Genomic DNA, 24,056 nt, shown 5'->3' with positions numbered 1-24,056 from the left:
TTTACCTGACTTATTTATCGGGGACATGTTAAAGCAAACACTACAACAAAAATTATTACAGAAACTTTCACCGCAACAAATTCAATTCATAAAATTGCTTCAGGTACCTACTGTATCATTAGATGCCCGTATCAAAGAAGAACTTGAAGAGAATCCAGCCTTGGAAGATGGTAGTTTGACCAACATGAACGACCCTGTCGAAGAATACCCAGACAAAGATCCGGATGACGACTTCAACATGGAAGACAATAGCTATGATGACGAATTCAGCGTAGATGAATATATCCAGGAAGACGACTATAAAGATTACGGTGGAGGTTATGACCATGATGATGAGGATGGTAAAAAAGAAATCCCTATCGCAGTCCAAGACTCCTTCTTTGAAAATCTTCAAAATCAGCTTGACTTACTTGCCCTTTCTGATAAAGATTATGTACTAGGCCAACAAATCATCGGTTCCTTGGATGATGATGGTTATCTGCGCCGACCTATCCTTTCTCTGATCGACGACCTAGCCTTTTCCCAAAATGTCATCGTTGAAGAAGATGAGGTTGAAGAGATGCTGAAAATTGTTCAAACCTTTGACCCAGCGGGAATTGGCGCCAGAAATCTTCAGGAATGCTTGAGCATACAACTTCGTAAGAAAGATCAAAATAATCCAATAATTCAACAGGCCCAATTGGTTGTAGAGAACTACTTGGATGAATTCACCAAAAAACATTACGATAAAATCGAAAAGCAATTGGGAGTAAACTCCGAAGAGCTTAAAGAAATTGTAAACGAAATCTTAAAACTGAATCCTAAACCAGGCGATTCAGGAGCTGTTGCTGGTAAGCAATTGCAGATTATTCCAGATTTCCATATCTCCAACAACGACGGTGTCCTGCACCTGACCTTAAATGGCAGGAACGCACCAGAGCTTCGTGTGTCCCGCTCCTACCAGGAAATGTTTGAACATTACGAAAAAGCCGAAAAGAACGACAAGAAAATGCGTGAGGCCGTTCAGTTTGTTAAACAGAAACTGGACTCTGCAAAATGGTTTATCGACGCCATCAAACAAAGACAGCAGACTTTGTTGAAAACTATGAATGCCATTATGGAATATCAATATGACTATTTCTTAACAGGTGATGACAGAATGCTGAAACCTATGATCTTGAAGGATATTGCCGACAAGATCGAAATGGACATTTCAACGGTTTCCCGTGTTGCGAATTCCAAGTATGTCCAAACCGAATTTGGCACTTTCCTTTTAAAATCTTTCTTCTCTGAAGCCATTCAGACTGAGTCCGGTGAAGAGGTTTCCAACAAGGAAGTCAAGAAAATCTTGGAAGAATGCATCGCCAATGAGGATAAGAGAAAACCTCTGGCAGATGAGAAACTAACAGAGATTTTAAAAGAAAAAGGCTATTCCATTGCCCGTAGGACAGTTGCAAAATATCGCGAGGCAATGAATATCCCTGTTGCCCGCCTGAGAAAAGAATTATAGAAAATTTTTATTTGACACTTGCATATTAAAATATAATCTACTAAGTTTGTAGAGTATTCAGAATTGCAGATGCAATACCAACCGAGTGACAGACACCGCGGTGGTAAATCGATACGGGCAACAAGCCAAAATAAACGAATATTGCAAAGTCTTTTAAGACGCCTCTGAATGCAATTATGGTTAAACCCTTTAAACATTAATTGTATGTCGAACACAACAAAACCCTTACACCAGCACCTAGTGGAGAAATTCCACCACTATTCCACCAACGAATTAGTTGTATTGAACAATGATTTGGTAAAATCCAATTGGGGAGCAAACAAAACAGCTTTTAGGACTGCTTTGATTTCCGCACTGTCCAATCGCGGAATCGATCTGTCAGCCATCATCAGTACGGAAGACGGCTTTACCCAGATCCAAAGTGTCCCAGTGAAACTATCTGAAAATAAATTAATTCCTTTATGTTAAGTTAGGAGATTTGAGATCTGAGATCTGAGATGTGAGATATAAAGGTTAATACCTTTATATCTCACATCTCAATACTTTAAAAATGAGTCAGTACGGTTAATATCCCAATACTCATATCTCCCATCTCAGTACTATCCCTAAAACCTCCCTATCGCGTACAGCGCGAAAGTCCCTAACCAATGGCTTCCCATATAGTCGTCTTCAGCACTTAAGTTAGCTATGGAGAAGTTAAAATGTTCTATAGCATTGCCTTTTAAATGCTTCAAACTTCCATCGATTTTACTGATGCCGGAAAGACATGCTGCTCGGCTATAATTCAAACCATCCAAATGAACCAATTTACCGTCCGTCCTATCCTTAACTATTGCGGGTTTCAATTCGAAGGAAGGGTCAAACAATCCTGGCATAAATCCTTTCAACCACGTTAAATACTCATTCTTTTCCATCAATTTACTCATCAAATAAGCTTCTTCTAAACATGGGGAAAGAAAATCATATCCACTCGGTTCATAGGCCAGATCACAATTCTTATCGTTTTGGAACAAACGCAATGAGTTTTCTTGAATGGATTTCTTAAAGGCCTCATCCCCTACGGAATTGGCATAATCCAAAGAAAGCGATAAACTAAAGGCTGAATTATCATGTTGTCCCGCCCTAATTGGGTATACCAATTTTGGGAGATATTCGATATATCGCTTGACCAACAGATCCACTAATGGCTGTAAAGCCACTTTCCAGCGCTGCCCATCCTCATCTTCCCAATTTGCCAGTTCTTCTTGCAACTTGAACAGCCAAGCCCAACCATAAGTCCTTTCAAACCCTAAATTGTTCTTGTCATTGAAAAAAGCAATTTCAGTTTGCACATTCTCAGGCGTAATATGGCTATTCAACACTTTCCTCATATTCCCTTCTTTATCTAGTTCAGGAAATGCCTTCAGCAATTTTATTACTGACCAATAACCATGAACAGAGGAATGCCAGTCAAAACATCCATAAAAGACAGGCCGAAGGGATTTGGGCGATTTAAGATCAGCTCCTGACCCCAAGACTTGGCCTAACTTATTGGGATACTCCACCTCAATACAATGGGTCGGCATGGCATAAATTTGCTGTGCTAATTCAAGTGATAATTTCACGTCTTCGACTTGCACACCTTCTTCATTTTTCGATGGATTATTGCAACCACAGAACAAAAGAACCGTAAGTGCAAAGATGTTTGAACATATTTTTTTCATACTAGTAAAATTGGCAATATATTTGAGTTATAAAAATAACATTTATAAACAATAACAATCTACAATATGAACATTAGTGACTTAATTTCAGGAAGCATTGGTTCACAAGCTACTGAAGGAATATCAGAAAAATTAGGACTTGATAAAAACCAAACCCAATGGGTTGTTTCTGCAGCTATCCCATTGATGATGTCTGCCTTGAATTACAATGCGCAAAAAGGCCCTGAACAAGCTCAAGGCATACAAAAAGCATTGGATAACCACTCTGGGGGGATATTCGATAACCTAGCAGGATTATTTAATCAAGGACCAACAGAAGATGAAGATAAAATTGTAAATCACATCTTTGGTCGCAACACCGATACGGTAAAACAATCCCTTTCTGAAAAATCAGGAATTAGCATGGGGAAAATCGGTGGTATTTTAGCGCTATTGGCTCCTTTGGTAATGGGTTATCTAGGTAAAAAGAAACAAGCTGACGCTGGAACTGGCGGCGGAGGGATTGGAGACCTTTTAGGAAGCATCCTTGGAGGTGGCTCGTCAAATGCCGGTGCTTCAGGAGGGGGAATCGGTGATTTGATCGGAAGCGTATTAGGAGGCGGTGGTTCTAGCACTGCTAGCTCATCACAACCTAATATTGCAGGTGGTTTAGGTGATTTAGTTGGACAGTTTTTCGACCAGAAAAACGACAATAGTGCTAAAGGCAACATCTTGGATAGCCTTGCTGGAATGTTTGGAAAATAAACGAATAATTATACAACCACAAAGGGATTGGTCAATTTGATCAATCCTTTTTCTATTTTATTCCATCCGATTGCGAAAACGATTATATTTACACATGCAATCTAAAATAAGCTTCAAAAACGATTATAGTGAGGGTGCTCACCCCAATATATTAAACCTTCTATCCCAAACCAATCTTGATCAGGAAGCCGGTTATGGGGAAGATAACCTCAGCCTAAAAGCAAAATCTTTCATCAAAAAAAGAATCAACAATCCAGATGCTGAGATCTATTTTGTTTCTGGAGGTACCCAAGCAAACATGCTGGTCATTAGCCATCTCCTTAAACCATACGAATCCGTGATTGCTGCCGATACCGGACATATTGAGGTCCATGAAACTGGTGCCATTGAAAATACTGGACACAAAATCAATTGTATCCCCAACAAAGATGGTAAAATTTCCATTCAGGGAATACAAGCTGCCCTAGATTACCATACCGACAACCATATGGTCAAACCTGCTATGGTCTATATTTCGCAGTGCACAGAAATCGGAAGCATCTACAGCAAAGCAGAATTGGAAGAAATCTCCTCATTCTGTAAATCCAATGGATTGATATTATTTGTAGACGGTGCTAGGCTGGCTACTGCACTGACCTCAGGCTATGCTGACCTGAACATCGAAGATTTAGCAATTCTTGCAGATGTATTCTACATCGGGGCTACAAAAAATGCCGGATTATTAGGTGAAGCCATTGTATTCAAAAACAAAGAACTCGCTCATGGTTTCGATTACTATATCAAGCAAAAAGGAGCTCTAATGGCTAAAGGTCGAATCTTAGGGGCACAATTCTACGCTCTATTTGATGACAATCTGTTTTTTGACCTAGGAAAACATGCCAACCAAATGGCCGCTAAAATAGCTGATGCATTCCAATCCAGAGGCTTTGAATTCTCTAGCAAACCCGTTAGCAACCAAATCTTCCCTATCCTTCCATATTCCGCCATAAAAGAACTCCATAAAAAATATGAATTCTATGTTTGGCAGAAGTTAGATGGTGATAAGGCCGTGGTACGGATAGTGACCTCCTGGGCAACAGCTGAATCAGCCATAGATCAGTTTATCGCAGATCTTCCTCAGGCTTTTTAGGTTAAATAGCCATAATTCCTTATTTTAGGAGAATACCCTAAATCTAGACTATGACTGTAGAAGAATTTGTGATATTGGTAGATCAACAGGACAATGAAATTGGCCAAATGGAAAAACAAGAGGCTCACCTTCAAAACCGAAAACACCGTGCTTTCTCTGTATTCCTTTTGGACGATCAAGGTAATCTGATATTACAACAACGTGCGGATTCAAAATACCACAGCCCCGGACTATGGACCAACAGCTGCTGCGGACATCCTCGACCTAATGAGACAACAATAGGAGCTGCCAAGAGACGAACTTTTGAAGAACTGGGAATCCACATAGACATCAAAGAGGTTTTCCAGCTGAGCTATGAAGAACACCTAGAAAATGGCCTTTGGGAAAATGAATTTGACCATATCTTCATCGGTAATTTCAATGAGGATATCCCAAACCCAAATCCAGATGAAGTTCAAGCTCTAAAATATAGCAGTGTTGCTAAAATCGAAAATGACCTCAAGGAAAACCCTCAAGACTATACCTTCTGGTTTAAACTGATATTCCCTAAGATTAAACATTTATTAGAGAAATAAGACCATAGACATAAGACCTCAGAAGTGTAAACCTTCTATTTTCTCACTTCCAACTCTGAATAATAGCAAGATTCTGTTCGATTCTCTTTAATTCATCTAATCAGCCTTTTGGATAAAAGGCATTAGATTACTAAAGCTCTTGTGTCTTATGTCTTAAATCTCCTAACCTACCACCATTCTGCATTTGGCAAATAATAGTGGGCTGTATCTTTTTCATTTTGCCAAGGAGCCAATTCAAATAAATAGCCTTTTTGACTGACTTTCCAGGGATAATTGAAATCATATTCACCCCAACGAAATTCAACCTTATAGGTTTTTCCATCTGAACTCGTCAAGGTCCCAAACAGTCTGGGATAAGATGAACCAGAAACCCCATTGGTATACATGACAGCTTTATCAAAAACTAACTTGGCATTGGCCTCAACCGAATCGCTCAGTTTGATGACAGGTTCCTCGGCTTGCAACATAGCTGTATAGGACTTCCAAGAAGTTTGATTGGTATCAGACATCGCATAAGGATAACCCTTTTTTGTAGGGGTTTGCTCCATAAACAATCGCACTGGTCTATTTGTTACCAATTCCTTGCCCAAAACCTCCTTATATGGTGCTTTTTTACTGATGTTGGTAGACTTGGTCTTAACGGTCTGAATTATAGCAAGTACAAACAGAAAGAAGCCAACAATAATGCAAATAATAAATATCTTGATCACCTTTTTTGCAGTTATACCCTCTTTTATTCCCATATATTATTTTTTCTCGGTCAAACTAACTTCTAAACTACCGTCTTCAGAAACCAAGTCGATTTGATAGCTTTCCTGTCCTATTAATTTCATTGGCACAGTCTCCGTGTCAAAATCCGTACTATTCATTTCCATAGAAGTTTTAGCAGTAGTACTTTTTTCCCTTCCTTTAGCTATCAACAAGCTTCCTTCACCTGCATCCATTATCTTAAACCAACTAAAACCCGAACTTTTGGGAGCGCCTGTACCCGGGTCCTTTTCCGTAAACCTGCCAAAATACAAATCTCCGCCATGCATAGCTTCAGATAACTTGGAAACTCGATCTTGCTGGTATGGATTCGGCTTCACCGTATCATATACTAAATAAGCAAAAAATCCAATAAAAGCTAATATAAAGATATAACCAAAAATTGTTGGCTTCAGTCGGAAGGGGGCCTGACGTATATGTGGTTCACATTCCTTTACATAGCTTTTCATCCCATCGGACCATTTCCGCTTTGGGATAAACTTATCGGTTACACGATCATAATAACTAGGAGCGGCATTCTTGGAATAACCAGTATAGAATGCGGTAGAAAAATATGATCTATAAAATACCAAAATCATTTGATTTCCCGGATTCACAGGATTTTGCAAATGATCCGCTGAAAAACTCGCCTCTTCAATTTTCTTAAAATAAATAAACATATATGTTGCGTCTAGTTCTTATTGATTTTTTGTTCTGATTACCTCTGATTCCCAGCCACTATAGATTCCATTGAAGGATTTAGCTTTTTCCCATATCGGAAGACATAATTCGTCAATCTGTTCATAGTTTAGATAGTCTTGCCTGGATATCCCTAATTTCCATAATTCATCCCGTTTTTCTTTCAAAAAGAGAACAAAGCGTTCGCTTTCCGCAAATTGGAGAAACTCATCCATATCCTTTTCTTCCCTGAAAGCTAGGTAATGATGGACATTCCTGGACTCTTTAAGGTCATCCCCTGCTTCGGTCAACTGCCTCAGCACAATTCTGTTCTTGATCATTTCCATCTGGAATGGCAATGGATAAGCCAAATTGAAATAATCACTCCAATTGGGATCATGTCTATGGTCAATTTGATAGGTTAATTTTTCACCAAAATCCTTGTCTAATTGTGAAAGAAAGGCTTTGCTATTTTCTACCTTATGACAATAATACATCTGTAATCGTTCTGAATTCATGGTCAAGGTTGAGACATGCAACATATTCTCTCCATAACGAACGATCAAATCCGAAATCTTATCTTCGACTTCATTGATTAGCTTATAACTTTCTATGGTAGGCAAGCCTTCCTCATTGGCATAGTCAAATGGGATAATCAGATAAAAAACTTCCGACAAGGAATTTATAGGGGCAATTTCAGCTACATTGATATCTACGATGACAGAGGTAACCTGGTTATTGATCCTAGAAAAATAAACCTGCCAATTTTCATCATGACTAGGTACCTGAATCTTTTTCCTGAATAATGATTTGAACATGCTTTCCTTTAGATAAATCAATCCATGGTGAATTACCCAAAAGTAAGCTCCTGTTTTTACTTGTCCGAGTGAAGGGTTGTCGAATTTATATAAATGAAACAGATAGAAACTATTGAAAAACGCTATTTATTGGTTTCTTCTTTCAGATAGTCCAAAAATTGGGATGGAGTAACTCCAGTACTTTTTTTAAACGCTTTACTGAATATACTATGGGATGAGAATCCACTGACCTCTGCCAAATATGAAATCTTGTACTGCTCAAATTTTGGTTCGTTCTTGATTCTTTCAATTATATATCGGATCCTCAGACCGTTGATATAATCATTGAAATTCATTTCTTTATAGGTATTGATTATTTTAGAAAGGGTGATGGTATTTGTTTCTAGATAACTCGCTAAAAACGCCAAACTCATTTTGCTGTCAACAAATAGTTCTCCTTCCTCAAAATCCTCTAGCTTGTCCAATATTCTGCTAGTTTTTTCATCCATCTCCTTGGTCTGGGAGCTAGCATTTGGCTCTTGATCAACGGTTTCCTTTTTTCGGTTGGCAACCTCATCCTTATTCTTTTTATCTTTATTTAGCTGTTCCAGGTAATCAGAAATCTTTTGTTTGTTCTTCTTGTTTTCCTTCATTTGGTAAACCAAGATAATGGCCAAACCTGCAATCAGAACAGCTAATCCAAAAAGGATATACCTCAACATAAAATTGGTGCTGTCTTTTGCAGATATATCTTTCTGCAATTTGCCAACCTCCAGATTATTGATAAATGTATTGATGAAATTGGACCTTTTATTATCATTTAGCGCTTGATCTTGCTCCATAAACAGGCCTGAATACATCAGCGATTTCTCTGTATCCCCCAGCTGTTTGCTCGCCAAATAGGCATATCTATAGGATTCCATTTCATATTTGATGTAATCAGCGACAAGCATGTGGTTCTGGATGGCATCTTCCAAGTAATTAAGAGAAGTTTGATAATCTTCCAATTGATAATAGATCATGCCCAGAAAGACTTTCGCCATGTAGGCATATTCCTTGAAATCCTTTCGTTCATTGATATCTATCACTTCTTTAAAAAATGGAATGGCCTGATCAAATTCCTTTTTAAAAAAATGGTATTTACCTTTTACCAAGATCTCATGGACAAAGGTAGTGGTGGTATCTCCCTTAAAGTTTTCAGAATAGATATCTTCTACCAACTTCAGGTTCTTTTCAGCATTACTGAAATCTTCTTTCAGGATATAGCCACATGCTAGGTTCACGGAAAGAGTTGCGATTGCATTTAAATGAAAGCTTTTTTCCTCTTCGGGCAAACGGTCACTTTTCAACTTTTGAAGTTCCCCTATCAGTTTTTCCAATTCATGGTTATATACATCAAAGTTCCCACTCAGATAGTAGAAGTAATTGTATTCCGCATTGGCCAGTACACGTTCGATGCCAGGAGGATAATCATCTATGAATTTTTGGGCCTGCAAAAATGCTTCTTTACTTTTTGCATAATCAGACTTCTTATAATACACCTCGGCAATCCCCATTTTTGCAACAAATTGATTCACCGGATCTTTTGTTGCAACAGAAATGGAATCAAGCTTATTTAGATATTTTAAGGTACCATCCAAGTCACCATTCCCGGCCATAAGATAAAAAAACCAAGTGTAGACTTCTTTCTGTTGATCGGTAGTCAACTTCTTTTTCTCTAAATATTCTAAATAAACCGTGGAACGGGTTAGGTAAGCTTTATCCAATAATTCATCATGAGAATAATTAACCAAACTATCTGTTTTGTCCTGACCTTTTGTAACAAAACCATGAAACATTAAGCTTATAAAAACAATCCAATAAAATATTGAAATTTTCTTTCTCATGCACTGAACCTCAGTTAAATAATCATAGATATAGATGCCTTGAATTAATTTATTTACGAAGAACAATGGTAACTATTCGGGCATTTACGTAAATATAATTTTTTTTACCAATTATGACGTAGCATACCATCAAATAGATGCTATTTTTAAAATTTTAATTAGATGTTTGGACATTTAATTAAAATTCCATTTTTACACTGATCAGGAACATTGCTTTATGCTCATTACTTTCTTCATGACTGCCGGTAATTGCAATAGATCAAAGTCATGGTCAAAAAGAAGGTATCTTTTCTCCCATTTATTGGAATATTTATCCTTAAAGTCCTTTTGATTCTTGTATTTACGGTATCGTGGAAAAGTATTCGAAACGAAATGCATGATATGCTCTGCAGCAGTATCTGGCTCTTCAATCCCTACCAAAGGCACCATTCCCAAATTAATATATCGATAATCCTGTGACTTGGCATATTCAATAAGCTTAACGATCAATCCGTCCATACAGGCACTTGGAGCATCCATTTTTTTCCGAAACAGGTCATAAGTGCATTCATCCATTGCATAATCTGGAACGATGTTTAAAAAGGAAACTACATTTCCATCTTTATCATGAATGCAGATCATATCTAATGAACGTAAGATCTCATTGTCAAACTGCCCTTGCGAAAAGATCACCTCGCTCCGATTATTTCCTAATAACCATTCATCTGATACCGATCTTAATTCAGTGATAAACTTCTCGCTGTGTGGCGCATGATGGATCAATGCATGGTAGCCATTCTTCTCCAAAAAGTTCAACCCGTTTCGAAGGGACTTCCTTGATTTCCCATTTAAATTAAATTGAGATACATCTATGATCCCTTCAATTCCAATAAGCAATTTCTTCTTTCGCAGATACTGGAAATTGAACAAATTATCTTCTGAAACCCTAAAGTAAATGCTCTTTAGCCCCTGCTTACGGCAGTACTGATCAAATTCCTGGATGATATTTACCTTATCTGTCCAATGGCAGACTGGCTCGTCCAATACTACAGCATATTTATTGGCAACCCGATAGGAAACAAAACCCAAAGCCAAATCCGAAAAATAAAGCTCCTTTTCCTTGGAGATCTTAAAATAATCCAAGGATGAATTACCAAACTTATCCAAAAGCATTTTAGCCATCGCTTTCTCATCCTGACCATGGTCCTTTGCTATATACTTCTTCGATTGGAGGATCGTATAGAAAAACAAGATCCAACATGCAAAACCCAGAACATGGATGATATGGAGAAACTCCCGGCCAAAATTTGTCTTTGGTTCCAAGCCAGCATCGGAAAACAATAAAAAACCATTCAAGGCATATAAAAAAGATTCCTTCCAGCTAAAGTCTATCCCAAAATGTCTTTTATCAATAATATAAAAGCTAATGGTTTCAAAAAACAGAACCGCCAGAAATGAAACCAGAAAGGATAATATCCCGATCCGGACCCAATAGATATTGGCCTGAATGCGGTATTCTTTTCGATTATAGATCAAAAAGAGCAATGTAATGGCCGCAACAATGGACTCCTCATAGTCAATGCCCTTCATCAAGTGACCAAACAACGATAAAATACAGAATATACTAGCAAACCAATACGCCGTCCTATAACCCTTTAACAAATAGGTGGAACTCACCAATAGGCCAATTCCAATAATTAAAACGAGAAGTTTAGAAATTGACAAGGTCTCTGCAGGAAAGTAAAACTTTTCTAAATGTAACCTATCAGCAATTGGAGGTAATAAGACCGATATGATATTGAGAATCCCCAACAAGAAAATCATCACTGAAGGACCAATTCGGGTAATCAATTGTGCCCCTTTCATGGAAAAGGAAATAAATCCAAATAAGAGCGGCAACCAAAACTCAAACACCCTATACAGAAGGGTAATTCCGAGACCTGCTTCTTGGCTATATCCAAATTTCTTAAAAATTAAAAACATGGATAGCTCAACAGCTCCTAATCCTCGCAAAAATGGCGATACAATCATCAATAAAGTTGAAATGATATAACCTAAAATTGCCGCTTCAAAAGAAAGTGGCAGGCCTAAAGCTTTCATGGCTATCAAAATATGGAAGATCCCACAAAATTCGACCAGAACAGAAAAGAACAAGGATAAAAGCAGGTACCTTTTGTCCACTTCACTTGAAAACAGATTTGAAATCTGAATAACGGTATTCGGAAACCTTCTTTCTAAAAGTTGATAAAGCCTCGTTCTATACCTAATACAATAAAAAACATAAAATGAAACAGCTAAAATTAAAGCCAATATGAGGAAGGGGACCAGCAAATTGCCGACCTGATCACTCTTCCATAGGCTATATAACAAAATTGGAATGGCAAGTAAAAAGACCGAAAACAAGGCAAGATATCCATAAAGGATGCTGGTCTGGTGGATTTGGGTCTTATTGAGGTTCATCCTTCTCAATTGAGTGGTATTATAAGCCAAGGAAGAGATTCCTCCGGCTGGCAAAAAAACACTCAAAAGATTCCTTTTCAAGAAAAGTTCCAAGGCAACTTTGATACTGATCTTGAGGCTCATCGCTCTAAAACTGGCCACATACATATAGCCTTCCATCAGAATAAAAAATAAAGTCAGTAAAACACCAGCTATTACCCAATAGATATTACAGTTTTGTAATAGCGGCATGATCTGTTCTATTTCCTTCCGCTGATCCCGAAAGAAAACGAAGGCCAATAAAATAATGAGAATTCCCAAAAGCTCCTTCCAGTATCGTAGGGGACTTATATTTTTAAGGTTTACAACTATTCTTTTTGGCATACTATAAAAAAACAATGCGATAATTTCTATAAATCTAATCAGCTCATGTTTACAATTAGTTAAAATTTTATAATCTAATTATAAACTGTTCTTTTCTTTAAAATTCTTTAAAGGACTTTCCCTAAAATGTGTATGCTTTCCGTCTCATTTTAGTATATTTACTCTGATGATACATGTTGCTTGTGCCTTAATAGAAAAAGATCAACAGATATTGATCTGTCAGCGATCCGCAAAAATGAAATTGCCTCTAAAATGGGAGTTTCCAGGAGGAAAATTGGAAGAAGGTGAAACCCTGGAAGAATGCCTGGTTAGGGAAGTTTTAGAAGAGATCAATCTGAACATACAGATCCATGAACCCCTCACAAAAGTAGAATATCATTATCCCGACTTCTCTTTAACCCTTTACCCTTTTATTTGTTCCATTAAAAGTGGCAAATTGAAAGCCAATGAACATGAACAGGTAATCTGGGTTGATAGAACTGAATTGTTCCGTTTCGATTGGGCAAATGCCGACCTCCCTATTATTGAAGAATATATCAGGACACGAAGGGAAGAGGTGTAATCTCCTAAGGCAAATACCCAGAAAAAAATTAACAAATCAATAAAGATTGCATTGGCGTACAGTTCCTGCACCTTCGGTTTCCCCTTCCTGTCGTCCTGACGAAGGAAGGATCTCGGAATATTACAGACCTTTTCGATTAAGATATTGGGGATTGCATCGGCGTACAGTTCCTGCACCTTCCGTTTCCCCCCTTCCTGTCGTCCTGACGAAGGAAAGATCTCGGAACCATACAAATAAGATTGAATTAGCGTACTGCTCCTGCACTTTTTGCCTTACTGTCATGTTGAGGGACGAAACATCTCGGAACATTACAAACATTATCTAATAATAAATCAATAAAGATTGCATTGGCTGGCGGAAAGTTCCTGGACCTTCGGTGCAGCATGACATGCCTTAGTAGTAGAGAACCGTACAGATTCTTCACTGATCGTTCAGAATCAAAATTCGCTAAAGAGGGATTCAGAGTGAAACGAAGAATCTATTTTTTGTTTTTTAGGATCGCTGTCATCGTGAGCACAGCGAACGAACCGTTTTCTTTCTTTAACAAGAACTACTGAAAAACATTTCACCCACGCTGTGGGTTGGCCATTACACACATCCAATTTCTACAAAGATTCCACCCCCCCTGGGGGTTCGCAATACAAACAACCATTCTTCCTAAGGAAGCCTTTCAGCTACCGGCTCATTTCAATTGGCGAAAAAATGGAAAGAATGCCGTTGCCTGGCGCGATGGGATCGGCATCCTCGACATCAAGGCATTCTTTTCATGTGTTGTGGCTGCTGCGAAAAGCCATCATAAATTGGCCGAAGCGTATTTTAGAAAAAATTGCAGGAATGAGAAACGGTGTTATTCACCCATTTGGGTAAATGATTATTGGAATATATGCGGCGGGCGAATGCTTTTCGCCCCTACAGCATTAGGGACTTTCCAACGTCAAGTTAATCAAAATCATGGTCCATCCGGTGCTTGAGCGGAGCTGATCCCTATCCTGGTTCATATCCAGTTCTTGGTCCATCCTCTTATCCGTTTCATCCTGGTTCATTCCCAGTTCTTGGTCCATCCTCTTATCCCTTTAATCCTGGTTCAAACCAACGTTATAATTTCTTTTTCATAGATCATTACTTATTTATTTTCTCTACAATTTGCCAACGGACAATTATTAAAACCACCTATTCTCTCAAAAAAAATGGCCCCGCAAAATCTATCAAAAAACAAAAAAGCCAGCAAAAATACTTTGCTGGCCGACAATTATTTACTATTCATCAACTATAGCAATTGCCTCAAGGCTAATTCATAAGCTCTTGAGGAAATGTTTATTTTAGTTTCAGGGTTATAGCTATGGATCTGCTCCAATGCTTTTCGGATAACATCTGAAACATCCTGAAACAGGGAGTCATCGCTGATCTCAATATTAGGCTGCATCAGGTAGGCAAAGACCCTTGCCATGCCACAATTGGCAACAAAGTCTGGGATCACTGCAACATGTTGATCGGCATATTCCATTACAGGGCCATAAAAAATCTCACGATCTGCAAAAGGAACATTGGCGCCAGAAGCAATTACCTCCAGACTGTTATCGATCATCTGCTGGATCTGTTCCTTAGAAACCAATCTTGAAGCTGCCGCAGGGATAAAGATTTCAGCAGGAATACCCCAGATTTTGGTATTGACTTCCTCAAATGGAATCATATCTTCGGCAAAAAGTGAATTTCCGTTTCGGGATAATAACAAAGATTGGATTTCTTCTTCGGAAAAGCCCTCTTCTTTGATCAAACCTCCTACCCGATCGATGATACCAACAACTTTCACTCCTTTTTTGCTCAGATAAAATGCAGCAGAAGCTGCTACATTCCCCCAACCTTGGATGATGGCCCTTTTTCCAGAAACATGACCCTCAAATAAATCATAATAATGGCTAACCGATTCTGCTACGCCGAAACCCGTAATCATATCAGCAACCTTAAATTTCCTTTTCAGGTCAGGGCTATAGTGCGAGTCTTCCAATACCTTGGAAACACCATATCTCAATTGCCCAATCTGATGGATACGTCCATTCTCCCGAATATCAAAATGACCATTCAGGACACCCTCTTGAGGATGCCATAAGCCAAATTGCTCCGTCAATGGAATGACATCATGGATTTCATCCACGTTCAGATCACCGCCAGTGCCATAATAATTCTTCAACAGAGGAGTTACCACTTTAAACCAGCGTTCCAATACGCCATGTTTTCTTGGGTCTGCAGGATCAAAATTAATCCCTGATTTTGCCCCTCCAATTGCAGGTCCAGAAACCGTGAACTTCACTTCCATTGTCTTTGCCAAGGATTCAACTTCATTCCTGTCCAATCCCGAACGCATCCTTGTACCACCTCCGGCTGCTCCACCTCTCAAGGAATTGATCACAACCCAGCCTTCTGCTTCAGTTTCAGTATCTTTCCATTCAAAAACAATCTCAGGTTGTTTCTGCTCAAACTCCTGCAATAATTCTTTCATAATCAATAGGTTCATTAAATTGAAATCTTATAGGTTACCTCTTTTTTCTTGTTCTCTTTCAATCGCCTCAAACAGCGCCTTAAAATTTCCAGCCCCAAAGCTTTGCGCCCCTTTACGCTGAATGATTTCAAAGAACAAGGTCGGGCGATCCTCCACCGGCTTGGTAAAGATCTGCAACAAATAGCCTTCTTCATCACGGTCAACCAATATCCCTAAATCTTGGATAGCCTTGATCTCCTCATCAATTTCGCCTACCCTTTCTGAAAGCATATCATAATAGGCCTCCGGTGGAGCTCCTAAAAACTCAACGCCTCGTTCCTTTAATGCTTTTACCGTTTTCATTATATCATGCGTTGCCAGGGCAGCATGCTGAACACCTTCGCCCTCATAAAACTCTAAGTATTCTTCGATCTGGGATTTCTTCTTCCCTTCTGCAGGTTCATTGATCGGAAATTTCACATAACCATTACCATTGCTCATGACTTTACTCATCAATGCAGAATATTCAGTATTGATCTGTTTGTCATCAAAAGAAAGGATGTTTACAAATCCCATAACATCCTGGTACCATTCCACGGTTTCATTCATACGGTCCCAGCCCACATTTCCAACACAATGGTCTACATATAACAAGCCAGTTTCTTCAGGATTATAATCGCTCTCCCACTTGACATACCCCGGCATAAATGGTCCTGAATAGTTCTTCCGTTCAACAAACATGTGTACCGTTTCCCCATAGGTATAGATTCCAGCTGTCCGTACTTCTCCGAATTCATCTTCCTTGACCTCCAATTCCTGATAAACCTTCGCACCACGTTTTTTCGTTTCTTGCAGTGATTTTTCAGCATCATCAACCCATAATGCCAATATCTTCACACCGTCCCCATGCTTTTTAACATGTTCAGAAATAGGGCTATCGGATTTCAAGGCGGTAGTCAGCATAATGCGGATCTTGTTCTGCTTCAATACATAAGATGCTCTATCCCTAACTCCAGTTTCGGGACCTGCGTAGGCCTCCGATTGAAATCCGAATGCCGTTTTATAGAAATGGGCCGCTTGCTTGGCATTACCCACATAAAATTCAATATAATCCGTTCCATTGATAGGCAAAAAATCCTGAGCTTTTGCTATCTTCTCTGCGAATGTTTGTGTCATAATATTTTTATTGATTGGTTAGTTTATCCATGATTTATAATAGTCCTGATCTTCAATTTCCAAGGCTTCCTCTGTTAACATCAAAGGCCTAAAAGGATCGATCATTACGGCGAGTTCTTCTGTTTTGGTCTGACCAATACTTTTTTCCACTGTTCCAGGATGTGGTCCATGCGGAATTCCACCAGGGTGTAAGGTAATCTGTCCGCGTTCTACAGATTTTCTGCTCATGAAATCTCCATCTACATAATAGAGGACCTCATCGGAATCTACATTGCTATGGTTATATGGCGCAGGAATGGAATCAGGATGATAATCGTACATCCTAGGGCAGAAACTGCATAAAACAAAGGAATTTGTTTCGAAGGTCTGATGGACTGGAGGGGGTTGATGCAACATCCCGGTAATCGGCATGAAATCATGAATGGAAAAGGCCCATGGATAATGGTAGCCATCCCAACCTACAAAATCAAAAGGATGTGTCCCGTAGATATAAGGATAAATCAATCCTTGTTTCTTGATTTTGATTTCGAAATCTCCCTTTTCATCAAATGTTTTCAGGTTCTGTGGCCTGCGGATATCTCTTTCACAAAATGGGGAATGCTCCATCAATTGCCCAAATTCATTTCTATATCGTTTTGGAGTTCGAATAGGTTCAAAGGATTCAACGATAAACAGTCGATTTTTATCAGTAACAAAATCAATCTGGTAGATTACCCCTCTAGGAATCACTAAATAATCACCGTAAGCAAATGGAATCTCGCCGTAGCCGGTCCTCAACGTTCCAGAACCTTCATGGATAAAGATTACCTCGTCTGCTTGGGAGTTCTTGTAAAAATAACTGTCCATAGGTTTCTGTGGAGCAGCTAAAGAAATATGTAGATCGGAGTTGACCAGAACTGGGGTCCTACTCTCTAAAAAATCGGCCTTAGGTTTGACCTGAAATCCTCTCAAGCTGGTATGTTTCAAATGCTTGTCCCGGGCAATTTTAGGGTTCACATCATAAGGCTCCCTAATCTCCTTGACAATGGTCGGTGGATAGCAATGATACACCAAGGAATAAACACTTGAAAACCCATGGGTGGATACTAGTTCCTCAGAAAACAATTCTCCATTGTCTTTTCTGAAAACTGTATGTCTTTTTGGGGGAATCTTACCCAACTGATGATAAAGTGGCATAATAATAAGTTTAAAAAATGATTATAATATGATTGAATTACATAGCCTCTGGCTAGATATCACTTTGAAAAAGAATTAAATTTGGTATTAGTACTGCGCGAAAACAACATCAGCTATCAATGCCTTGATATAAGGCATTAAACCTTTTGGGAGGTTTTTTGGCTTTATGTTGCTTATGTTCATATTGGTATGTATTATTTCAAATATACCCTTTATAATTTTATATTTACATAAAGATTGGGAAAATAAATATGGTATTATGAAATTTAATTTTCCGTCACAGAAAAATTATAACCTTTATAAATAAATAAGCAGAGTATTCAAAAAATCATTATGAAAATTGTAACATACTTGGAAAATGGCAAAGAACAGCTTGGTTTTGTTATTGAAAACCTGGTTTTTCCTAGCCATATGATATCCAACAAACTTCCCAATTCCTGCTTAGCATTGCTTCAGCTCGGGCAAGAAGGACTTGATTTAGCAAAAAAGGAGCTACAAGAATTCAAAAAGATAAAAGATTTTCAAAATGAGGGCGTAAGTTTTTCTGAAATTACCATGAATGCCCCCCTTCCCAATCCAACTTCCTTTCGTGATGCCTATGCATTTAGACAACATGTAGAAACTTCCCGTCTGAACCGTGGATTGGAAATGATACCCGAATTCGACCAATTCCCCGTGTTCTACTTTTCCAATCACCAAGCTATTCAAGGTCCTGGACCTGTATATTGCATGCCCCGCCATTTTGAAAAAATGGACTTTGAATTGGAGGTGGCCATTGTCATCCTTAAAAAGGGTAGAAATATCAAAGCATCCGATGCTGATCAATATATAGCTGGTTTCACCATCTTAAATGACCTCAGTGCCAGAAATTTGCAGATGCAGGAAATGAAGCTCAATCTGGGACCAGCAAAAGGAAAAGATTTCGCCAGTACCTTTGGTCCTTATCTGGTTACCCTCGATGAACTGGAGCAATACAGAACAGCACCTTTGCCAGGGCATACAGGAAATGCTTATGACCTTAAAATGAAATGTTGGATCAATGACCGGCTGGTTTCTGAAGGTAGCCTTGCCAGCATGAACTGGACCTTTGCTGAAATTATCGAACGGGCATCTTATGGCGTGACCCTCTTTCCTGGTGATATTATAGGTTCTGGAACGGTTGGAACGGGGTGCCTATTAGAAATTAACGGTACTGGAAAGCGTAAGGACCAAGCTTATCAAGAAATCTGGATCCAACCGAAAGATAGAATCAGCATGGAGGTAACAGGTTTGGGGAAACTTGAAAACATCATCTACCAAGAAGACCTTTCTGAATAATCAATAATTAATACGATATATATGCAGTTCAACGAAACAAAGACATTCAACCAAGAAACCCACGGATCAGTTTTCGATAGCTTAATAAAATACGCAGTGGCGCCAAGGCCGATTTGCTTTGCCTCAACCATAGATAAAGCAGGAAATGTAAATCTAAGCCCATTCAGCTATTTCAATTTCATGTCCCAGAACCCGCCCATTTGTGTGTTTTCACCGCTTACCCGGGTCCGTGACGGAAAAGATAAACACACCTTGGAAAATATCCGTGAAGTTCCTGAAGTCGTTATCAATATCGTAAATTTTGATATGGTACAACAGCAGTCCTTAGCCAGTACGGAGTACGCAAAAGAAATCAATGAGTTTGACAAATCTGGATTTACCGCTTTACCCTCAGGATTGGTCAAACCACCTAGGGTAGCTGAATCACCAGTCCAATTGGAGTGTAAGGTCAGAGAGATTATCACCATCCAAGAAGGTGGAGGAACAGGAAATTTAGTTATTGCTGAAGTGGTCAATATGCATATAAAAAGTTACCTATTGGACGAAAATGATCAAATGGACCAAGCAGCCCTAGATCTTGTGGCACGATTGGGTGGGGACTGGTACTGCCGAGTGACGAAAGAAAACCTTTTTGAGGTTCCAAAACCGCTACGGAAATTAGGGATCGGAGTAGATCAATTACCAGAACATATCCGCAATTCCTCTATATTGACAGGAAACCAATTAGGTCTCCTCGCTAATATAGAAGCAATCCCATCATTTGAAAATGACATCTTGGAGGATGAACAGATCCATACCTTAAAAAGTATGTGGGAACAGGACCAAACCCAATTGAATAATGAGCTGCAGCGATATGCTGCCAGATTATTGGATGAAGAGCAAATAGAAAAAGCTTGGCAAGTCCTACTTGTACATTAATTCCAAATTAATTGGTTGGGTCTGTGCAAGCCTTATTCCATCAGATATTAACTTTTCAAGGTCAGGGTTTTTCCTGGCCTTTTCCTTTAAAATAAACCTTAAACTATCTTCTAATTCAATCTGCCCTTCGTGGATCGCTAATTCATAGAGCTCGACCATGGCTAACCAATCGTTAGGGAATCCTTCCAACAGCTCTTGAACCAATACTGATAAGGCCCTTTCTTTTCCCTGCCCTTCTCTTAATTCCCTGATTTGCCCGTAAATTTCATGGAGATCTTTTTGTTCATCGGTCCAATTTTGCTTTTCAGTTTTAATTTCTGAAATATTGATGTCAGGATCAAATGCAAATTTATCAGCAGCCCCTGCATACACAGATTTAACCGAGCTTCCTACAGCCATGTCATAGATACCCCATTCAGGCTGGAATAAAACTTGACCAGTAGGTTCATGGACGACCGTACATTCCTCAAAACTAACGATCAGCAGCAAGCCATCTTCATTGAACACAAAGGATCTTACTTTCCCTGATACCAATAATCCAGATTTAAAATATAATGATCCTGGCATGCCTTCAATCAATCCTAGGCCCTCTAAATCTTCTGCTCTACATTGTTCCAATGGCAATCGCTTTCCTATCAATAATCCAATCGGAGAACTAAATCCATCTTTATGGTAATGCTTTCCATGACCTTTCAATTCCAGATTTTTATAAGCCAATGCGGTTGGCCCTGTAGTTTTAATTGCAATCAGTTCCTCCCCCAAAAACATGGATGTAAATACTCCTGAAACCTGTAAACCAGAACTCAGCTCTACCGTGCAGGTATTACTGCTGTCAATGGCTTTTTCCATCGCTTCCTGACCCCCCACACGAAAAGCCATAGTTTTTGAAAATTCATCCAGTACCTCGTAAGCATGTTTAAAATCAGGCGTTACAAATAATTGAGGTTGCGGCTTGGTAATATCATATGAAAACTGGAGGGTATCGATATCATAAGGCAGTTTTTTGACGTCCGGTTGCATACAACTTGCACTTTCACCAATGGAAGAAAGCAAACCTGCGCCATATATTTTATGATCTTTTACCGTTCCGATCAATCCATATTCCACCGTCCACCAATGCAACCTGCTCAGTAAAGCCATTTCTGAAGGCTCACCCATATTACTTGAAATGGCGTCAAAACGATCCGTTGCTGCTTGTACTTCTTCTTCAGTGGCATCTTCTCTTTCTTTGACAATGGATAAGGCCCTGATAGCCTCATACAGCTCAAAATCTTTACCTGAACTCATGGCTTTGGATCCAACCTCACCGAAATGCTGTAAATAGGCGGCATATTCAGGTTCACCTATGATAGGTGCATGACCGGAAGACTCATGAATAATATCTGGAGCTGGTGTATAGGTAATATGTTCAATCTGTCTAATGTCTGCTGCAATGACCAACACACAATGTGCTTGGAATTCCATGAATGCTGCTGGCGGTATAAATCCATCAACCGTTACTGCCCCCCAGCCTATTTTCTTTAGGCTATCATTCATGGATTGCAAGTTAGGGATACGTTCGATCGTCAATCCAGCCTTGGTCAACCCGGGTATATAAGGGTAATACGCAATGTCCTTCAGGTAGGCATAGTTCTGCCGCATCACATATCGCCAAATCGCCTGATCTAAGGCAGAGTATCGATCATAATTTTGCTCGACTACATATCTTTGAAGATGTTTGGGCAATCGCTCTAAGACGGGATTATCGTAGCTATTCATTATAAATTAGTTTAAACGAAAATAAAAAAATTTAACTAAATAAACAATAGACCAAACCTTCCTCTTCTAGAATGTCCCTTAAATCTGATGTTTATTTTTCTGTTTATATTGGTTCCTTTGGATGAGCAATTTACAACAATTTTCAGAAACTATTTTTGCAATCTGGCCATTATGAACTGAACTACACTACCGAAAACCAAATTTATTAAGTCTAAACGCAACAATTTCATACTTTTGCAAAACTTCTTAACCATCATTTCTGTTATCTTGGTTAAGCTTCCTGTCGATAAACTTGAAAGACAGGCTTTTATATGTTATGGTGGAAAATCTTAGACTTTTTGATCTTGCCTTAAGGCAGGTAAACCTTTTTCCGGACCTCAATATGTTCGCGCATAAAAAAGAGGGGGAATGGAAAACCTTGACTTCTGTAGAATTCTTGGAACAGGTGAACGCGATCTCCAAAGGATTGCTTGAACTTGGTGTTAAACCTAACGACAAAGTTGGATTGATTGCAGATAGTAGCATTGAATGGCATATTGTCGATTTCGCTATCCAACAGATCGGAGCTGTTGTCGTTGCCATCTATCCAAATATCAGTGATTCCGATTATCAGTTCATTTTCAATGATGCTGAAATTAAGCTCTGCATCGTTAGCAATAAAAGCTTATTCCATAGATTGACCCAACTAAATGACTCTATCTATACCCTAAAGTATATTTTCTGCATTGAAAAAAATGAAAATGTACGCAATTGGGATGAATTGAGGACCGTTGGTGCCCATATTCCCGATTCTAAAATTGAAGAACTTAGAGCAAATATCAAACATACCGACTTAGCTACGCTAATCTATACTTCAGGCACCACCGGAAAGCCAAAAGGGGTCATGTTGACTCATCATAACATTATTTCCAATGTGGAAGCAGCAAGAGAGATTACACCTTGTAAGGCCTACGACCGGGCATTGACTTTCCTTCCACCTTGCCATGCCTATGAAAGAATGGTCATCTATACCTATCTGTACATTGGGATCACGGTACATATCGCCGAATCCTTGGACAAAATCGGTCAGAATATCAATGAAGTAAAACCTCATATCATGACTGCCGTTCCGAGGATCTTGGAGAAGGTCTACGAAAAGATCATGAAAACAGGTATGGAACTGACCGGTATGAAGCGCAAGATCTTTGACTGGGCTGTTGAAGTGGCTGAACAATTCGACCCAAATCCAGAAAAAAGGAGTTTCGGCTACAACATCAAGCTAAAGTTGGCAAAAAAACTGGTCCTAGATAAGTGGTACCAAGCATTAGGTGGAGAGTTAAAAACGGTTGCTTCGGGAAGTGCATCGCTACAGGCCAAACTTGCCCGAGTATTCCTCGCTGCGGGAATCCCGCTCTACGAAGGATACGGCATGACTGAAGCTTCCCCCTTGATCTCTGTAAACCATTACCTCAAAGGAATCCGTATCGGAACGGTGGGATTAGCTGTAAAATATGTGGAAATTAAATTGGCGGATGATGGAGAGATCTTGGTCAAAGGTCCCAATGTGATGCAAGGCTATTATAAGAACAGGGAAGAAACGGATAAAACCATTATCGATGGTTGGTTGCATACGGGTGATATTGGGGTTTGGGAAGATGAGGTTTTCTTGAAAATCATCGACCGTAAAAAGGAGATGTTCAAGATTTCTGGAGGTAAGTATGTGGTGCCACAACCTATCGAGAAGAAATTATTGGAATCCAATTACATCGAACAGGCGATGGTGATCGGTGATGGTCAGAAGTTTGCTTCTGCCTTTATTGTGCCTAACTATGCCCACCTACAAGATTGGTCCCGAAATGAAGCTCCTGAATTAAAAGGAATGCCCAAAGACCAGTTCCTGACTGAAACAAAAGTAGTCCGTAAAATCAATAAAGAAGTTCAATTGGCCAACCAACATTTTGGGAACTGGGAACAGATCAAAAAACCGATCATCCTCTCGGATCAGTTCACCATTGAAAACGGAGAACTGACCCCTACCCTTAAAATGAAACGTAAGGTCATTTTGGAAAAATACAAAAAGGAATTTGAGGAGTTGTACCATTTGGCAGATTAATAAAATGGTTACTATTTCTTAACATACATCA

20 protein-coding genes and 1 riboswitch are annotated in these 24,056 nt (G+C 39.1%); of the genes, 9 read left to right on the top strand and 11 right to left on the bottom strand.

Annotated elements, in window-relative coordinates; translation table 11 throughout:
• Positions 1–25 precede the first annotated feature (25 nt).
• Both rpoN and ACWICE_RS13955 read left to right on the top strand, forming a co-directional pair.
• Positions 26–1,489 carry an RNA polymerase factor sigma-54 gene (gene rpoN / locus ACWICE_RS13960; RefSeq protein WP_185213712.1) on the top strand — a complete coding sequence of 488 codons (1,464 nt, stop codon included), beginning with the start codon at positions 26–28 and terminating at the stop codon, positions 1,487–1,489.
• Between the two features lie 48 nt (positions 1,490–1,537).
• A riboswitch (SAM-I-IV-variant riboswitch) is annotated at positions 1,538–1,632 on the top strand.
• Positions 1,633–1,693: 61 nt separating this feature from the next.
• Complete coding sequence (locus ACWICE_RS13955; RefSeq protein WP_185218377.1) at positions 1,694–1,957, top strand: 5-oxoprolinase; 264 nt, start codon at positions 1,694–1,696, stop codon at positions 1,955–1,957.
• A gap of 137 nt (positions 1,958–2,094) precedes the next feature.
• On the opposite strand, the gene ACWICE_RS13950 is transcribed toward ACWICE_RS13955, so the two are convergent.
• Positions 2,095–3,192 carry a DUF2891 domain-containing protein gene (locus ACWICE_RS13950; protein ID WP_454298606.1) on the bottom strand — a complete coding sequence of 366 codons (1,098 nt, stop codon included), beginning with the start codon at positions 3,190–3,192 and terminating at the stop codon, positions 2,095–2,097.
• Between the two features lie 66 nt (positions 3,193–3,258).
• On the opposite strand from ACWICE_RS13950, the gene ACWICE_RS13945 reads away from it, so the two are divergent.
• From ACWICE_RS13945 to idi, 3 genes are all read left to right on the top strand, one after another.
• On the top strand, positions 3,259–3,936 hold the full coding sequence (locus tag ACWICE_RS13945; protein ID WP_313261803.1) for a DUF937 domain-containing protein: 678 nt from the start codon (positions 3,259–3,261) through the stop codon (positions 3,934–3,936).
• 94 nt (positions 3,937–4,030) lie between these two features.
• A complete protein-coding gene (locus ACWICE_RS13940; protein WP_454298605.1) occupies positions 4,031–5,065 on the top strand; it encodes a threonine aldolase family protein in 1,035 nt (344 codons plus the stop codon).
• Positions 5,066–5,115: 50 nt separating this feature from the next.
• Entirely contained in the window at positions 5,116–5,640 is a 525-nt protein-coding gene (gene idi, locus ACWICE_RS13935) for an isopentenyl-diphosphate Delta-isomerase (protein ID WP_313261800.1), read from the top strand.
• 167 nt (positions 5,641–5,807) lie between these two features.
• On the opposite strand, the gene ACWICE_RS13930 is transcribed toward idi, so the two are convergent.
• From ACWICE_RS13930 to ACWICE_RS13910, 5 genes are all read right to left on the bottom strand, one after another.
• On the bottom strand, positions 5,808–6,383 hold the full coding sequence (locus ACWICE_RS13930; RefSeq protein ID WP_454298604.1) for a hypothetical protein: 576 nt from the start codon (positions 6,381–6,383) through the stop codon (positions 5,808–5,810).
• Between the two features lie 3 nt (positions 6,384–6,386).
• Positions 6,387–7,067: a hypothetical protein gene (locus ACWICE_RS13925; protein WP_454298603.1), complete on the bottom strand. Its 681-nt coding sequence runs from the start codon at positions 7,065–7,067 to the stop codon at positions 6,387–6,389.
• Between the two features lie 18 nt (positions 7,068–7,085).
• Positions 7,086–7,883, bottom strand: a complete 798-nt coding sequence (locus tag ACWICE_RS13920) for a DUF695 domain-containing protein (protein ID WP_454298602.1) — start codon at positions 7,881–7,883, stop codon at positions 7,086–7,088.
• A 122-nt stretch (positions 7,884–8,005) separates the two neighbouring features.
• Positions 8,006–9,700, bottom strand: coding sequence for a helix-turn-helix domain-containing protein (locus tag ACWICE_RS13915; RefSeq protein ID WP_454298601.1), 1,695 nt, complete (start codon positions 9,698–9,700; stop codon positions 8,006–8,008).
• Between the two features lie 249 nt (positions 9,701–9,949).
• Positions 9,950–12,550, bottom strand: a complete 2,601-nt coding sequence (locus ACWICE_RS13910; protein ID WP_454298600.1) for a phosphatidylglycerol lysyltransferase domain-containing protein — start codon at positions 12,548–12,550, stop codon at positions 9,950–9,952.
• A gap of 166 nt (positions 12,551–12,716) precedes the next feature.
• On the opposite strand from ACWICE_RS13910, the gene ACWICE_RS13905 reads away from it, so the two are divergent.
• Positions 12,717–13,112 carry a (deoxy)nucleoside triphosphate pyrophosphohydrolase gene (locus tag ACWICE_RS13905; RefSeq protein ID WP_185213702.1) on the top strand — a complete coding sequence of 132 codons (396 nt, stop codon included), beginning with the start codon at positions 12,717–12,719 and terminating at the stop codon, positions 13,110–13,112.
• 917 nt (positions 13,113–14,029) lie between these two features.
• Here ACWICE_RS13905 and ACWICE_RS13900 read toward each other — a convergent pair.
• From ACWICE_RS13900 to ACWICE_RS13885, 4 genes are all read right to left on the bottom strand, one after another.
• Entirely contained in the window at positions 14,030–14,173 is a 144-nt protein-coding gene (locus ACWICE_RS13900; protein ID WP_454298599.1) for a hypothetical protein, read from the bottom strand.
• A 206-nt stretch (positions 14,174–14,379) separates the two neighbouring features.
• The gene (locus ACWICE_RS13895; RefSeq protein ID WP_454298598.1) at positions 14,380–15,609 is read right to left on the bottom strand and encodes a Glu/Leu/Phe/Val dehydrogenase dimerization domain-containing protein; all 1,230 of its coding nucleotides are present in this window, start codon (positions 15,607–15,609) and stop codon (positions 14,380–14,382) included.
• Positions 15,610–15,636: 27 nt separating this feature from the next.
• Positions 15,637–16,764, bottom strand: a complete 1,128-nt coding sequence (hppD, locus tag ACWICE_RS13890) for a 4-hydroxyphenylpyruvate dioxygenase (protein ID WP_454298597.1) — start codon at positions 16,762–16,764, stop codon at positions 15,637–15,639.
• Between the two features lie 18 nt (positions 16,765–16,782).
• Entirely contained in the window at positions 16,783–17,940 is a 1,158-nt protein-coding gene (locus tag ACWICE_RS13885; protein WP_454298596.1) for a homogentisate 1,2-dioxygenase, read from the bottom strand.
• Between the two features lie 333 nt (positions 17,941–18,273).
• Here ACWICE_RS13885 and ACWICE_RS13880 point away from each other — a divergent pair, with 333 nt between their 5' ends.
• Together ACWICE_RS13880 and ACWICE_RS13875 are read left to right on the top strand one after the other, a co-directional pair.
• Complete coding sequence (locus ACWICE_RS13880) at positions 18,274–19,257, top strand: fumarylacetoacetate hydrolase family protein (RefSeq protein ID WP_454298595.1); 984 nt, start codon at positions 18,274–18,276, stop codon at positions 19,255–19,257.
• A gap of 21 nt (positions 19,258–19,278) precedes the next feature.
• Positions 19,279–20,175: a flavin reductase family protein gene (locus ACWICE_RS13875; protein WP_454298594.1), complete on the top strand. Its 897-nt coding sequence runs from the start codon at positions 19,279–19,281 to the stop codon at positions 20,173–20,175.
• Here ACWICE_RS13875 and ACWICE_RS13870 read toward each other — a convergent pair.
• Positions 20,161–21,933, bottom strand: a complete 1,773-nt coding sequence (locus ACWICE_RS13870; protein ID WP_454298593.1) for an aromatic amino acid hydroxylase — start codon at positions 21,931–21,933, stop codon at positions 20,161–20,163. The genes ACWICE_RS13875 and ACWICE_RS13870 overlap by 15 nt on opposite strands.
• 316 nt (positions 21,934–22,249) lie before the next feature.
• Between ACWICE_RS13870 and ACWICE_RS13865 the strand changes: the two genes are divergently transcribed.
• Positions 22,250–24,025 carry an AMP-dependent synthetase/ligase gene (locus ACWICE_RS13865; protein WP_454298592.1) on the top strand — a complete coding sequence of 592 codons (1,776 nt, stop codon included), beginning with the start codon at positions 22,250–22,252 and terminating at the stop codon, positions 24,023–24,025.
• Positions 24,026–24,056 lie beyond the last annotated feature (31 nt).

The sequence above is a fragment of the Sphingobacterium sp. NPDC055346 genome, assembly GCF_053645235.1.
Note: the sequence above shows the minus strand (reverse complement) of the source record. Positions and strands in the feature narration are given on the sequence as shown.

Coding starts and splice junctions, on each gene's coding strand:
- ACWICE_RS13865 (WP_454298592.1), top strand. CDS start 22,250: ATGGTGGAAAATCTTAGACTTTTTGATCTTGCCTTAAGGCAGGTAAAC.
- ACWICE_RS13950 (WP_454298606.1), bottom strand. CDS start 3,192: ATGAAAAAAATATGTTCAAACATCTTTGCACTTACGGTTCTTTTGTTC.
- ACWICE_RS13955 (WP_185218377.1), top strand. CDS start 1,694: ATGTCGAACACAACAAAACCCTTACACCAGCACCTAGTGGAGAAATTC.
- ACWICE_RS13900 (WP_454298599.1), bottom strand. CDS start 14,173: ATGGACCAAGAACTGGGAATGAACCAGGATGAAACGGATAAGAGGATG.
- ACWICE_RS13945 (WP_313261803.1), top strand. CDS start 3,259: ATGAACATTAGTGACTTAATTTCAGGAAGCATTGGTTCACAAGCTACT.
- ACWICE_RS13925 (WP_454298603.1), bottom strand. CDS start 7,067: ATGTTTATTTATTTTAAGAAAATTGAAGAGGCGAGTTTTTCAGCGGAT.
- ACWICE_RS13885 (WP_454298596.1), bottom strand. CDS start 17,940: ATGCCACTTTATCATCAGTTGGGTAAGATTCCCCCAAAAAGACATACA.
- ACWICE_RS13920 (WP_454298602.1), bottom strand. CDS start 7,883: ATGTTCAAATCATTATTCAGGAAAAAGATTCAGGTACCTAGTCATGAT.
- ACWICE_RS13915 (WP_454298601.1), bottom strand. CDS start 9,700: ATGTTTCATGGTTTTGTTACAAAAGGTCAGGACAAAACAGATAGTTTG.
- ACWICE_RS13910 (WP_454298600.1), bottom strand. CDS start 12,550: ATGCCAAAAAGAATAGTTGTAAACCTTAAAAATATAAGTCCCCTACGA.
- hppD (WP_454298597.1), bottom strand. CDS start 16,764: ATGACACAAACATTCGCAGAGAAGATAGCAAAAGCTCAGGATTTTTTG.
- ACWICE_RS13895 (WP_454298598.1), bottom strand. CDS start 15,609: ATGAAAGAATTATTGCAGGAGTTTGAGCAGAAACAACCTGAGATTGTT.
- ACWICE_RS13870 (WP_454298593.1), bottom strand. CDS start 21,933: ATGAATAGCTACGATAATCCCGTCTTAGAGCGATTGCCCAAACATCTT.
- ACWICE_RS13875 (WP_454298594.1), top strand. CDS start 19,279: ATGCAGTTCAACGAAACAAAGACATTCAACCAAGAAACCCACGGATCA.
- rpoN (WP_185213712.1), top strand. CDS start 26: ATGTTAAAGCAAACACTACAACAAAAATTATTACAGAAACTTTCACCG.
- ACWICE_RS13930 (WP_454298604.1), bottom strand. CDS start 6,383: ATGGGAATAAAAGAGGGTATAACTGCAAAAAAGGTGATCAAGATATTT.
- idi (WP_313261800.1), top strand. CDS start 5,116: ATGACTGTAGAAGAATTTGTGATATTGGTAGATCAACAGGACAATGAA.
- ACWICE_RS13880 (WP_454298595.1), top strand. CDS start 18,274: ATGAAAATTGTAACATACTTGGAAAATGGCAAAGAACAGCTTGGTTTT.
- ACWICE_RS13905 (WP_185213702.1), top strand. CDS start 12,717: ATGATACATGTTGCTTGTGCCTTAATAGAAAAAGATCAACAGATATTG.
- ACWICE_RS13940 (WP_454298605.1), top strand. CDS start 4,031: ATGCAATCTAAAATAAGCTTCAAAAACGATTATAGTGAGGGTGCTCAC.